The following is a 12,295-nucleotide window of genomic DNA, read 5'->3' as shown; positions in this document are numbered from 1 at the left end:
GTCGGGTCGACGGCCAGGCTACGCCGGACCGGCGGCGGACCCCACGGTAACCGTGGGATCGCCGCGCAGCACCTGGTCCACATCGAACCGTACGGGCCGGTCGAGCTGGTCGTAGCGGCAGGAGCGGGGATCACGGTCGGGCCGCCAGCGGACGAACCGGGCGGTGTGCCGGAACCGGTCGCCCTCCATGGCGTCGTAGCCGACCTCGACCACCAGCTCGGGGCGCAGCGGCTCCCACTCGAGGTTGCGGGCGCCCGTCCAGCGGCTCACCCCGCCGGGGAGGCGCTGGCCGCGTTCGTGGTCGCCGTGCACCCACGGGTGGTCGGCGCCGACGTCACGGTAGGGCTCCAGCTCCTCCAGCAGCTCCGCGCGGCGGGCCATGGTGAACGACGCGCTCACCCCGACGTGGTGCAGGACCCCCTCGTCGTCGTGCAGGCCGAGCAGGAGCGAGCCGACCACCGGGCCGGACTTGTGCCAGCGGAAGCCGGCCACCACCACGTCGGCCGTGCGGGCGTGCTTGACCTTGAACATGAGCCGCTTGCCCGGCTCGTAGGGCAGGTCGGCCGGCTTGGCGATCAGGCCGTCCAGGCCGGCGCCCTCGAAGACGTCGAACCAGCGGTGCGCGGTGTCGACGTCGGTGGTCACCTGGGTGACGTGCACCGGCGGGCGCACCCCGGCCAGCGCCGACTCCAGCCGGGCCCGACGCCGCGGATAGGGCTCGTCGAGCAGCGTCTCGTCGTCGAGGGCGAGCAGGTCGAAGGCGACGAAGTCGGCCGGGGTCGTCTCGGCCAGCAGCTTCACCCGGGACGCGGCCGGGTGGATGCGCTGGGCGAGCAGCTCGAAGTCGAGCCGGGGCTGCCCGCCCGGGCCGTCGCGCCGGATCACGATCAGCTCGCCGTCGACCGCGCACCGCGCGGGCAGCTGGCGGCGGGCCTGCTCGACCACCTCGGGGAAGTAGCGGGTCATCGACTTGCCGCCGCGGCTGGCCAGCTCCACCTCGTCGCCGTCGCGGAACACGATGCACCGGAAGCCGTCCCACTTCGGCTCGTAGGTCATCCCGGGCGCGGTGGGGATCCGGGGGACGCTCTTGGCCAGCATCGGCTCGACCGGCGGACTGATCGGCAGCTTCACGGCGACAGTCAACCAGACCGCACCGACAGTTGTGAGGCAGAACACGTTCGGTTGGCGGGCGGCGTGTCCGGCCGCGCGCCGCTCGTGCCGCACCGAGCGAATCGCAAAAGCCCAGGTCAGAGCTACCTTCGCGGGGTGTCGGAGTGGGTGTGCGGGTGCTGCGGGCGGTGGCGGGTGAGCGTCGAGCTGATCCGGGGCCGCTACCGGTACCGGCTGGTGCGCCGCTATCCCCGCCAGTTCGGCGGGGGCAAGGACGTGCTCGGCGAGGCCGGCACGGTGGCGGAGCTGGAGGAACTGCTGCGCCGGCGTACCCCCCTCGGGCTGGCCGACCTGCGCGAGGCCGCCTGACCCGGCGGCGGCCGAGCCCGGCGGACCCCCCGGCGGCCCGGCACGCCGCCGGCCCCGGCACCCCGGCGGACCGGCCGGCGGACGACGCCCCGTCACGATTCTCCAGCCGGCGTCGTCGAGACTGGCAGCGGCGCCGCCGGGCGCCGACACGGGGAGGGGGCGCGATGCGGTTCGAGGCCGGTACGGAGGTGGCCGCCGAGGCGGGACGGGTCTGGGCGGTGCTGGTCGACGTCGAGCGGTGGCCGGAATGGACGCCCTCGGTGCGCCGGGCGCTACGGGGGGAGGCGGGACCGCTCGCGCTGGGCGCCACCGCCCGGCTGGAGCAGCCGAAGCTGCGACCGGCGGTGTGGCGGGTCACCGAGCTGACCGAGGGCCGGTCGTTCTCCTGGGTGTCGGGCAGCCCGGGGGTGCGCACGCTCGGCGAGCACCGGGTGCTGCCGCTGCCCGACGGGCGCAGCCGCGTCGAGTTGGCCATCACGCAGTCCGGGCCGCTCGCCGGGCCCGTCGGCTGGCTCTACGGCGACCTGATGCGCCGATACCTGCGGCTGGAGGCAGACGGGCTCAGGCGTCGCTGCGAGCGGGACTGACCGCCTTCTCGAGCAGGGCGAGCCGGATGCCGTTCGGGTCCGGCCGGTGCCCGACCACCCGGTAGCCGTGCCGCTGGTACAGGCGCAGGTTCTGCGCGCTGTCGGCGCCCGTGAAGAGCGCGAAGCGGCGCACCCGGGCGGCGCAGGCCGCCTCCACCGCGCGCAGCAGCCGCCCGCCGACGCCCCGGCCCTGCTGGTCCGGGGCGACGGAGAGCCGGCCGACGTGCGCGGTGTCGCCGTCGACGTGCGCCCGCACGGAGCCGACCAGCCGGTCGCCGAGCCGGGCGGTGAGCACCGTCGCCGGACCCGCCAGCGCGGCCCGCACCTCCTCCAGGGTCTCGGTCAGCGGGGGCAGGAACGGGTCGGCGTAGCGCTGGGCCTCGGTGAGGTACGCGGCGCGCTGCACGGTGAGGATCTCGCCGGCGTCCGTGACGTCGGCGGGGGCGATGCGCGGCTCGATGATCACTCCGACAGCCAACCACAGGCCGCCGGGCGGGCCGCCCGCACCGCCCGTACGCTGGCGGTGTCCCGTCGAGCCGTGGGGGTGCGCCGTGCCGGCACTGACCTATCCGCACGTGGGCGCCACCGAGACCGGCGAGCTGCCGGCCGGCTGGCGGCACGTGCGGCACCGGGTCCGGCTGCCCGACTCCTGCTTCCCGACGGCCGGAGACGCCGTGCTCGGCTGGCGCCTGCACCGGGCGGCCGGCATCCGGATCGACGCCGCCGCCGAGCGGGCCGCGCCCGGGGTCCGGGTGGTCTCCGGGCTGGGCGTCGGGCCGCTGCGGCTGGCCGCGCCCTGCGAGGTGGTCTGGGCCGTCGACGACGGGCGGCGGGCCGGCTTCGGGTACGGCACGCTGCCCGGGCACCCGGCGCGCGGCGAGGAGGCGTTCGTGGTCAGCCGCGACGCCGCCGGCCACGTCTGGTTCGAGGTGGTCGCGTTCAGTCGGCCGGACCGCTGGGTCATGCGCGCCGCCGGGCCCGCCGGTCGGGCCTTCCAGCGGGCGTACGCCTGGTGGCTCGGCCGCACCCTGCGCCGCCTCTGCGCGCGCCCCTGACCCGCACCCTCGCCACCCGTCGTCGCAGCCCGCCACGACGACCCGCATGCCCGGCCGGCACCGCGTCGTACCCCGGCGCGAAGCCCGGCGGTCGGCAGGACCCGGTCAGAACCGGGCGAAGGAGCGGATCGGCATCCGCGGGCCGTACTTCGGCGCCTGCACGCCACCGGCCGCCAGCAGCACGCAGACCCGCCCCCGGTGCCCCCGGAACGGCTCCAGCAGGGCCAGCATCCGGGCGTCGTCGCCGCGCGGCTCGCCCGCCAGGGCCCAGGCCACCGTGTTCGGCACGTGGAAGTCGCCGACGCTGACCGCGTCCGGGTCCCCGTACGCGACGCGCACCACCTCGGCGGCGGTCCACGGGCCGATACCGGCGACGGCGGTCAGCCGGCGGGTGGCCTCGGCGGAGTCCGCGCAGCGCTCCAACCGGTCGGCGACGGCCGCCGCGCGGCGCAGCGTCTCGGCCCGGCGCTGCTCCACCCCGAACGGGTGGAACACCCAGTACGGGGTGGCGGCCACCGCCGCCGGGTCCGGCGGCAGCAGCAGCGGCTGCATCGGTCCGGGCGCCGCCTCGGCGAAGTGCCGCACCGTCGCCGCGTACGCCCGGTACGCCTCCTTGCCGGTCACCTTCTGCTCGAAGACCGCCCGCAGCAGCCGGGGGAAGACCTGCCCGGTGGCCGGCATGCGCAGCCCCCGGTGCTGGGCCGCGAGCCGCGCCACCACGGGGTGGGCGGCGGCGAGCGCCGCGAACCCGCCCACGTCGTCCCGGAGCCCGGCGACCGCGTCCGCCGACTCGACCACCCGGTCGGCCCCGGGACCGTAGCCCTCGGCGAGCAGGGCGCCGCCGGCCGGCCGCAGGGCGAGGGTGGCCGGACCGTCCGGGGTGCGGGCGGCCCACCAGAAGGTGCCGGCCGCGACGCGCGCGCAGGGGTCGTACGGGCTGAAGGTCAACGCCCGGACCGACGCGGCCAACCGGTACCCGGCGGGCGGGCGCAGCTCCCGACGCGCGGTGGGTTCGGTCCCGGTCACCCGCACATGCTGTCACGTCCCCGCCCCGTGACCGGCGACACCGCCGGGCGCGGCCGGTCCGGCGGTGGTGCCGGTCCGATGTCATGGCCGGTCCGGCGTCGTGGCCGGTCACGGGGCGGGGACCGGCCGCGCCCTCCCCGGCCACGACCGGCCACCGGGTCCCGTGGGTCAGTACGAGTAGTTCGGGTCGCCCTGCCCGGCCTTCTCGTCGGACGGCGGGGCGACCGGCTTCGGGGTGCCCGTCGGCAGGCAGCTGAGGTTCTTCCTGCCGTCCGGGGCCACCACGAACCAGGTGCCCCCGACGCCCTGGCCCTTCCACTGGCCGGGCTTCTTGTCCCCGACGTAGCGGTAGAGCGGCCAGCCGTCGAGGGTGATCTGCCGGCTGCCGTCCTGGCGGGTGACGGTGCCGACCTTGTCGTCGGAGACGCCGTTGAGCTCCGGGTTGCCGTCGGTCAGCGCCGGGGGCCACACCTGGGCGCACTTGTCGACGCAGTTCGACGAGGGCGGGTCGTTGGTGTCCTTGTCGAAGCGGTAGAGGATCCACCCGTCCTGGTCGGTGACCACGCTGCCCATCCGGGCGACCTTCCGGCCGTTCAGCTCCTCGGTCAGGTCCGCGTCGGCGGGCGGCGTGGCCGGGGACGGCGAGACCTCCGGCTCAGGCGCCGCGGTGGACTCGGCGGCGGTCACGGCGACCGGCTCGGCCGCGCCCGGGTTCGCCCCCTCGTAACCCGCGGGAGCGCAGGCCGTCAACGCGACCATCGCGCTCGCGACGATGACGGTTCGCTTCATCTGTGCCACGTGCCCTCCTCGTTTATGGCGTTCACCGGTTGATACGGAGGGGACGTTGTCAAGGTTGAATTCGTAATCGTGGTCGATGTCACGGAAAACCGTTGAACCGAACGGTCCCGGAATCCGTTTCCGCGACGAGACACAATTGCGCCGATACGATTCCGGAAACGGCACGCGGGATCGGCACCGGTCGTCGTGCTGGCCGGCGCCGATCCCGTGGCGGGTGCTACATCTGCACCGTGACCAGCGGGCTCGCCACCCCGCCGGCGTCCACCGACTGCACCTGGAACTGCTTGATGTCATCGAGTCGCGTCGACGTCGAGGCCGACAGGCTCAGCTTGTCGGGGCGCGCGTTGGTGCCGTACCCGGTGCCGGGCACCGACCACGTGGAGATCACCTCGGTGCTGTTGTTCTTCCGCACCACGACGAGCCGGCACGTCCGGGGCCCGGGCAGCTTGGCGAGGATGAAGTCCACGCCCGTGCCGAAGTCCTTCGACACGACGAAGAAGGTCGCCTCGACGCCGGTGGTCGCGTCGACGACATTGACCGGGTCGCCCTCCGGCAGCGTCCCGCCGATGTCCGGGTCGTTCGGATCGCTGGAACGGCTGGCCGTCGGCGGGGCGACCGGCACGGTGGCGGTCGGCTCGGCCACCACCTCGGGGGCGCTCTCGCCGGCGATGCTGGCGAAGCCGAGCCCGGTCGCGCCACCGAGGACCAGCACCGCCGCCGCCGTGGCGAGCAGCTGCCGGAACCGGTTGCGCCGCCGGTGGGCGCGGACCGCGACCAGCGTCCGGTCCAGCAGGGCCGGGTCGGTACGGGTCTGCTCCAGCGCGGCCATCGTCTCGCCGTCGATGTCGGAGAGCAGGCCCACGACCGGCACCATCGTCTCCAGCTCGGCGGCGCACGCCCAGCAGGTGGCGAGGTGCTCCTCGAACCGTTCCGTGTCGCGCTCGTCCAGCACGCCGAGCGCGTACGCCGCGACGTCCAAGTGGTCCGCCCGGCTCATTCCGTCACCCCCCGTTCCTGCAGAGCCGTGCGCAGCGCGCGCAGCGCGTAGTAGACCCGCGACTTGGCGGTGCCGAGCGGGAGGCCCAGCTCCTCGGCCGCCTCCGGCACCGTCCGACCCCGGAAGTACGTGGCCACCAGGATCTCCCGGTGCGACTGGCTCAGCGTACGCAGCGCGTCCGCCACCGTCATCGTGCGCAGCACCCGGTCGGTGCTGTCCGCCTCGGCGAACGCGGTCAGGTCCCGGTCGTACGTCTCGGCCGGCCGGGCCTGCTCGCTGCGGTGCTCGTCGATGGCGATCCGCCGGGCCACCGTGACCAGCCACGGCCGCAGCGAGCCCTGCCCCTGCACGCCCAGCCGGTGCGCGTTGCGCCACGCCCGCAGCAGCGTCTCCTGGACGATGTCCTCCGCCCGCTGCCGGTCGCCGCCGGTGAGCCGCATGACGAACGCCAGCAGCGGCCCGGCGTGCTCGGCGTAGAGCAGCCGGATCAGCCGATCCGAGTGACCCGCCTCGGTGGACGGTGCCGCCTGGTGGCGCCCCGGAGCGGATTTCGGCGTCACCGGCCCATTCTGGCGAGGCGCCTGGCGGGCGTCGACCCCGCGTGCCGCCGCGCCCGGCCGGGACTGGGACCGCGCGGACATCCAGTCCGGTCGCGCCCTGTCGCCGTGCCAACCGGCCGCCACCGCGTGCATGCAGACCTCCGGGTGTCCGATGACATCGGCCGCCTCCCACGGGCACGGCCGCCCGTTGGTACGCAGCGCCCGGACGAACGGATCAACGGCGCGCGGAAAAGAATCCGCTTCCGCACCCGCCGCACCGGTGGCCGGCGCGGACACCGCGCTCAACGAGGCGCGCAGGAGACTCCGCTCAACGGCGCACGGAGAAGATCCCGGGCGGCGGCGGGGTCGAGTCGGTGGCGTCGGCGTCGCGGACGACCGGTGCCCCGCTCGCGAAGCGGTCGAGTTCCTCGCCGGCCAGCACCCGGCCCGGGAACCAGTCCCCGGCGGCGCGCCGGGTCAGCTCCGGCACCGGCGGCTCGACCCGGCCGGCCACCAGCACCAGGTTGCCGTACCGACGCCCGCGCAGCACCGCCGCGTCGCCGACCAGGCAGGCCCGGGGCAGCACCGACCGGACCGTGGCGACCTGCCCCCGGGCGTGGCGCAGCGGCGGGCCGTCGGCCACGTTCGCCAGGTGGAAGCCGGTGGGCCGCAGCACCCGGGCCACCTCGGCGGCGTACTCCGCCGAGGTCAGGTGGGCCGGGGTGCGGGCGCCGGCGAAGACGTCGGCCACCACGATGTCGTAGCTGGCGTCGCGGCTGGCGGCGAGCACCGCGCGGGCGTCTGCCACCCGCACCTTGAGCCGGGGATCCGGCTGCCACGGCAGGGCCTGCCGGACCAGCTCCACCAGCGCGCCGTCCACCTCGACCACGCGCTGGGTGGAGCCGGGCCTGGTGGCCGACACGTAACGGGGCAGGGTCAGCGCGCCGCCGCCGAGGTGCAGCACCCGCAGCGGCGCGCCGGCCGGCGCCACCAGGTCGATCGCGGCGGCGAGCCGCCGGACGTACTCGAACTCCAGGTGCGTGGGATCGGCCAGGTCCACGTGCGACTGCGGGGCGCCGTCCAGCAGCAGCGTCCACGACCCCGGCCGGTCCGGATCGGGCACCAGCTCGGCCTGGCCGGTGTCCACCCGCGCGGCCACCGTGTCGGCCGCCCGCTTGCGGCCCATCAGCGCCTGCCCCGGGCGGCGGCGGTGAGCACCCGGTGCAGCAGCCGCGCGTCGCCGAGCAGCGCCCGCAGCCGGCGCTCCAGGCCGGCGATCGGGATCAGGTTCTGCGGCGCGCGCGGGTCCTTGTATGGGGTGGAGGCGAACCGGGGCAGCGTGACCAGCGACAGGTCGGCCAGGCCCACCGCCTCGTCGACGCTCAGTTCGGCGGAGCACTCCATCCGGACGATGCCCGCCCACGGCGCGCCGAGGGCCACCGGCAGCCGCAGGTACCACGACCAGCCGCCCCAGGCCGTGCCGAGCTTGAACACCGGGGAGCGCTCGCCGGCCGCCAGTCCGGTGACCACGGCGGTCAGCCGGGCGTCCAGGTACTGGCTGTGCTGCGTCTTGATGTAGCCGACCGTGCGCGGCAGCTGCCGCCGGTTGCGCAGCGGGCCGTCGACCACCAGCAGGTCGCCGTCCGTGCGGGCCGCCCCCGAGACCTCCACCTCGAGCGCGGTCAGCGGCCCCTGCACGGCGGCCGGGAGCTTGTTCAGCTCGCCCGTGCCGCTGACCCGGTGCACCGGATAGCGGACGCTGCCGGCCACCACGTCCACCGCGGAGGGACTGGCGGTGAACAGCCCCCGACCGACCCGCGCGCCGGCCAGCTGCGCCGCGCCGCGCTCCAGGTCGCACCGGACCACCCCCGCGGCGTACGACGCGGCCAGGCCGGGGAAGGACGCCCCGTCCTCCTCCGCCGTCCACACACTCGCGTCGATCCGGCGCACCCCGTCGACGAGCAGCACCACGTCGGGGGCCCGTACGCCGGGACGCGGCCCGATCGCCCGCCAGTCGACCGCCGGCAGCTCGGCGTCCGGGTCGACCTGGGCGCTGCTCGGCGCGGCGGGACCGCCGCCGGACGCCTCGAACGAGGCGCCGTACGCCGGATCCCACGCGTCGACGAAGAACCGGGGATCGGTCACCGCAGCGGACCTCCCGTCGCGGACGCCGGGGCCCCGCTCACCGGCCGGTCCGTTCCACGCGCGCCGACCGGGCGTCCTTGCTGACCTCGAAGCGGACCGGGATGCGTTCGGCCAGGGCCGGCACGTGGGTGACCACCCCCACCATCCGGTCGCCCCGGGCGGCCAGGTTCTCTAGCGTGGCGGCCACCGTGTCGAGAGTGGCCGCGTCGAGCGTGCCGAAGCCCTCGTCCAGCACGATCGACTCCAGGCTCGCCGCCGTCGTGGACATCCCGGCGAGCTGCTCCGACAACGCCAGCGCCAGCGCCAGCGACGCCTGGAACGTCTCGCCGCCCGAGAGTGTGCGCACGCCCCGGCGCAGCCCCGCGTCGTGGTGGTCGACCACGAAGAACTCGCCCTTGTCGTGCACCAGGTCGTACTGCCCGCCGGAGAGCTCCCGCAGGATGCCCGAGGCGCCGTCGACCAGCAGGTCCAACGCCTCGGCGAGCAGCCACCGCTCGAAGTTGTTGGCCCGCAGGTGCCCCGCGAGGGCCCGCGCCACCTGCGCCTCGCGCTCGTAGCCGGCCCGCTGCTCGCGCAGGCCACCCGCCTGCTCCCGGCGCCGCTCCAGCTCGCGCAGGTCGGCCTCGGCCCGCTCGAGGGCGCGGTCGGTGGCGCGTAGCGGATCGTCGGCGGGCGGCAGCCCGGCGGCGGCGAGGACGCCCGCGATGCGCTCGCCGACGCCGGCGGCCACCGCCTCGGCCTGCGTCACCGCCGCGGCCCGCCCGGCCCGCTCCGCGCGGCGGCGCGCCGCCTCCTCGCCGGCCCACCCGGTCAGGGCGGCCCACGCGGCGCCCAGGTCCTCCCGGTCCGCCGACGGCGGCCCGAACCGGGCCAGCCCGTCGCGGGCCGCGTCGAACGCCCGCCAGGTCGCCCGCAGCCGCTCCTCGGCGGCGTCCACCGCCGCCCGGGCCCGCCGGGCGGCGTCCCGGCCGGCCCGCACCGCCGCCGCCGACTCCTCCAGCGCCCGGCGCAGCCGCGCGTGGTCGTCCAGCTCGCGGCGCAGCACCGCCGGCTCGGCCGCCCCGGCCAACTGGTCGTCCAGCTCGGCCAGGCGGGCCTGCACCTGGTCCTGCCGGGCCCGCGCGCGCAGCAGCACCCGCTCCAGCTCCCGGGCCGCGCCGTCGCGCTCCTGCACCACCGCCTGGGCGGCCTTGCTGGCGGCCCGCGCCGCCCGCCCCGCCGCCGTCGCGGCGGCCACCGCCGAATCGGCCGGCACCGCCGGCACCGCCGCGACGGTCTGCTCGCAGACCGGGCAGGTGGCCCCGTCGCGCAGGTGCGCGCGCAACGCCACCGCCTGGTCGGTCGCCTTCGCCTCCTCGTGGGCGCGGAAGGCCGCCTCCAGCTCCGCCTCGGCCCTCTCGGCCGCCGTCCGCGCCTCGGCCAGCGCCGCCACCGCCGCGCCGTGCTCGGCCTGCGCCCCGGTCACCGCCGCGCGCACCGCCGCCGCCTCGCCGGCCAGCTTCTCCCGGTCGGTGTACGCCCGCAGCAGCAGCCGCAGCGCGCTCTCGTCGCCGGCGGCGGCCAGCTCGCCGCGCAGCTTCTCCTCCCGCTCCTCGGCCAGCGACACCGCCGTCGCCGCCTCGTCAGCGCCGGACCGCGCCGAGGCGACCGCCCGGGCCACCTCCGCCACCCCGTCCGGCGCGCGCACGGCGGCCAGCACCGCCAGGTCGGCGTCGAGGGCCGCCAGGGCCGCGCCCGCCTCCCGCGCCGTCGCCCGGGCCGCCTCCAGCTCCGGTACGGCGCTCGCCACCGCCCCGGCCAGCTCCCGCATCCGGTCGACCCGCCCGGTCGCCGCCTCCAGCGCGGCGTCGTCGACGTCGGTGAGCCCGGCGAGCGCCTGGTCGACCGCCTCCAGCTTCGCCTCGGCCTGCGCGGCCCGCGCGGTCGCCTTCTTCTGCACGTCCTCGTAGACGCCGAGGCCGAGCAGGTTGACCAGGATCTGCTGCCGGGTCGCCGGCTTGGCGTGCAGGAAGTCCGCGAACTGCCCCTGCGGCAACACCACGCAGCTGGTGAACTGCTCGTACGGCAGCCCGACCGCCTCCAGCACCGCCTGCTCCATCTCGGCGGGGGTGCCGGCCACCGCCTCGCCGAGGTCGTCCGGGCTCAACCCGGTGTCGAGCTTGGTCACGTCGAAACCGGCCGGCATCAGCTGCAACCCGGCGTTGGCCGTCTTGACGTTGCCCCGGCCGTCCCGGCGGACCACCCGGGTCGCCACGTAGCGGGAACCGGCGGACTCGAAGACCAGCCGGACCCGCGCCTCGGTGGCCGACGGGGCCAGGGCGTTGGACAGGCCCCGGGCCCCACCCCAGCGGGGCACCGTGCCGTAGAGGGCGAAGCAGATGGCGTCCAGCACCGTCGACTTGCCGGAGCCGGTCGGCCCCACCAGCGCGAAGAAGTCGGCGTCGGTGAAGTCGACCGTGGTCTCGTCGCGGAAGACGGTGAAACCCGCCATGTCCAGCCGCATCGGCCGCATCAGTGCTCGACCTCCTCGAAGAGCTCGTCGAAGAGATCCCGCACCCCGTCGTCGGTGTGCCCCCGGCTGTCCAGGTAGTCGGCGAAGAGCTGCCGGGGCGAGCGGCCCGCCCGCTGCGCCGTCCGGGCGCCGCTGCCCGGGGCGGGCACCAGCTCCGGGTCGATCCGGATCTCCAGGGCCCCGGGGAGCAGTTCCTGCACCTCCTCGCGCAGCCCGGCGCGCGGCTGCTCCCGGACGAACACCCGCAGCCAGGCGTCCGGCACCTGCATCTCGGCGAGCTGGGCCAGGGTGCCCCGGACCGTGCGCAGCGTGGTGGCGGCGGTCACCGGCACCTCCCGCACCTGCGCCGCCGTGGTCGCGGTGACCTCGACGACGGTCACCGACGGCACGTTCTCCTGCTCGCCGAAGTCGACCGCCAGCGGGCTGCCGCTGTAGCGGATCGGGCAGGGGCCCTGCACCCGCTGCGATCGGTGCAGGTGACCCAGCGCCACGTAGTGCGCCGTGCCCGGGAACACGGTCGCCGGCACCGCGTAGCCCAGCACGGTGTGCGCGTCGCGCTCCCCGCCGCCGGTGGTCGCGCCGACCACGGTCAGGTGGGCGGTGACCAGGTGCACCCGGTCCGGTTCGGTGAAGCTCTCGGTCAGCCGGCCCAGCACCCGGCCCAGGTGGTCGGCGTACGTCTGGGTGGTCTCGGCGGCGGTCAGCTCGTACATCTCCACGGCGCGGATGGCGTAGCGCTGGGAGAGGAACGGCAGCGCGGCCAGCCGCCAGCGCTCACCGCCGGCGGTGGTGCCGTCGATGACGTGCTCGTCCGGCTTGTCCCGGACCCCGCCGCGCAGGGTGATCCCGGCGGCCTCGGCCCAGGGCCGCAGCGCGTCGAGGGCCTGGCCGTTGTCGTGGTTGCCGCCGATGGCCACCACGTCGGCGCCGGTGCGGCGCAGCGCGGTCAGGGCCCGGGTGACCAGCCGGGTGGCCTCGGGCGTCGGGGCGGCGGTGTCGTAGAGGTCACCGGCGACGATGACCAGGTCGGGCGCCTCGGTGCGGGCGACGTCGATCACGCCGGCCAGGACCCGCTTGTGCTCCTCGGCCCGCGACTGCCCCTTGAGGACCTTGCCGACGTGCCAGTCGGAGGTGTGCAGGATCTTCACGGGTGCCCC

At 76.2% G+C, this 12,295-nt stretch carries 13 protein-coding genes; 3 read left to right on the top strand and 10 right to left on the bottom strand.

What is annotated here, in order from left to right; translation table 11 throughout:
• Positions 1–18: 18 nt before the first annotated feature.
• Positions 19–1,131, bottom strand: a complete 1,113-nt coding sequence (locus DER29_RS02940; protein WP_121395906.1) for an ATP-dependent DNA ligase — start codon at positions 1,129–1,131, stop codon at positions 19–21.
• Positions 1,132–1,266: 135 nt separating this feature from the next.
• Here DER29_RS02940 and DER29_RS02935 point away from each other — a divergent pair, with 135 nt between their 5' ends.
• Both DER29_RS02935 and DER29_RS02930 read left to right on the top strand, forming a co-directional pair.
• The gene (locus DER29_RS02935) at positions 1,267–1,479 is read left to right on the top strand and encodes a hypothetical protein (RefSeq protein ID WP_121395905.1); all 213 of its coding nucleotides are present in this window, start codon (positions 1,267–1,269) and stop codon (positions 1,477–1,479) included.
• A gap of 164 nt (positions 1,480–1,643) precedes the next feature.
• On the top strand, positions 1,644–2,066 hold the full coding sequence (locus DER29_RS02930; RefSeq protein WP_121395904.1) for an SRPBCC family protein: 423 nt from the start codon (positions 1,644–1,646) through the stop codon (positions 2,064–2,066).
• On the opposite strand, the gene DER29_RS02925 is transcribed toward DER29_RS02930, so the two are convergent.
• Positions 2,041–2,532, bottom strand: coding sequence for a GNAT family N-acetyltransferase (locus tag DER29_RS02925; protein WP_121395903.1), 492 nt, complete (start codon positions 2,530–2,532; stop codon positions 2,041–2,043). The two genes, DER29_RS02930 and DER29_RS02925, sit on opposite strands and share 26 nt — an antisense overlap.
• 85 nt (positions 2,533–2,617) lie before the next feature.
• Between DER29_RS02925 and DER29_RS02920 the strand changes: the two genes are divergently transcribed.
• Positions 2,618–3,121 carry a DUF1990 family protein gene (locus DER29_RS02920; protein ID WP_233599621.1) on the top strand — a complete coding sequence of 168 codons (504 nt, stop codon included), beginning with the start codon at positions 2,618–2,620 and terminating at the stop codon, positions 3,119–3,121.
• A 105-nt stretch (positions 3,122–3,226) separates the two neighbouring features.
• Here DER29_RS02920 and DER29_RS02915 read toward each other — a convergent pair whose 3' ends face one another.
• The 8 genes from DER29_RS02915 to DER29_RS02880 form a co-directional block, all read right to left on the bottom strand.
• Positions 3,227–4,147 (bottom strand): DNA-3-methyladenine glycosylase, encoded by a 921-nt coding sequence (locus DER29_RS02915; RefSeq protein ID WP_121398961.1) that lies wholly within the window; start codon positions 4,145–4,147, stop codon positions 3,227–3,229.
• 168 nt (positions 4,148–4,315) lie between these two features.
• Positions 4,316–4,945 carry a hypothetical protein gene (locus DER29_RS02910; protein ID WP_121395901.1) on the bottom strand — a complete coding sequence of 210 codons (630 nt, stop codon included), beginning with the start codon at positions 4,943–4,945 and terminating at the stop codon, positions 4,316–4,318.
• Positions 4,946–5,162: 217 nt separating this feature from the next.
• A complete protein-coding gene (locus DER29_RS02905; RefSeq protein WP_121395900.1) occupies positions 5,163–5,942 on the bottom strand; it encodes an anti-sigma factor in 780 nt (259 codons plus the stop codon).
• Positions 5,939–6,634, bottom strand: a complete 696-nt coding sequence (locus DER29_RS02900; protein ID WP_121395899.1) for a sigma-70 family RNA polymerase sigma factor — start codon at positions 6,632–6,634, stop codon at positions 5,939–5,941. The genes DER29_RS02905 and DER29_RS02900 overlap by 4 nt, the downstream gene beginning before the upstream one ends.
• A gap of 175 nt (positions 6,635–6,809) precedes the next feature.
• Positions 6,810–7,667: a spermidine synthase gene (locus tag DER29_RS02895; RefSeq protein ID WP_121395898.1), complete on the bottom strand. Its 858-nt coding sequence runs from the start codon at positions 7,665–7,667 to the stop codon at positions 6,810–6,812.
• Complete coding sequence (locus tag DER29_RS02890; RefSeq protein ID WP_121395897.1) at positions 7,667–8,626, bottom strand: hypothetical protein; 960 nt, start codon at positions 8,624–8,626, stop codon at positions 7,667–7,669. Before DER29_RS02890 ends, DER29_RS02895 begins: the two co-directional genes overlap by 1 nt.
• A 37-nt stretch (positions 8,627–8,663) precedes the next feature.
• Complete coding sequence (locus DER29_RS02885; protein ID WP_121395896.1) at positions 8,664–11,138, bottom strand: AAA family ATPase; 2,475 nt, start codon at positions 11,136–11,138, stop codon at positions 8,664–8,666.
• Entirely contained in the window at positions 11,138–12,286 is a 1,149-nt protein-coding gene (locus DER29_RS02880) for an exonuclease SbcCD subunit D (RefSeq protein ID WP_121395895.1), read from the bottom strand. The genes DER29_RS02885 and DER29_RS02880 overlap by 1 nt, the downstream gene beginning before the upstream one ends.
• Positions 12,287–12,295: the final 9 nt, after the last annotated feature.

It is taken from the genome of Micromonospora sp. M71_S20 (genome assembly GCF_003664255.1).
GTDB lineage: Bacteria > Actinomycetota > Actinomycetes > Mycobacteriales > Micromonosporaceae > Micromonospora.
Note: the sequence above shows the minus strand (reverse complement) of the source record. Positions and strands in the feature narration are given on the sequence as shown.

Coding starts and splice junctions, on each gene's coding strand:
- DER29_RS02895 (WP_121395898.1), bottom strand. CDS start 7,667: ATGGGCCGCAAGCGGGCGGCCGACACGGTGGCCGCGCGGGTGGACACC.
- DER29_RS02900 (WP_121395899.1), bottom strand. CDS start 6,634: ATGCACGCGGTGGCGGCCGGTTGGCACGGCGACAGGGCGCGACCGGAC.
- DER29_RS02905 (WP_121395900.1), bottom strand. CDS start 5,942: ATGAGCCGGGCGGACCACTTGGACGTCGCGGCGTACGCGCTCGGCGTG.
- DER29_RS02885 (WP_121395896.1), bottom strand. CDS start 11,138: ATGCGGCCGATGCGGCTGGACATGGCGGGTTTCACCGTCTTCCGCGAC.
- DER29_RS02930 (WP_121395904.1), top strand. CDS start 1,644: ATGCGGTTCGAGGCCGGTACGGAGGTGGCCGCCGAGGCGGGACGGGTC.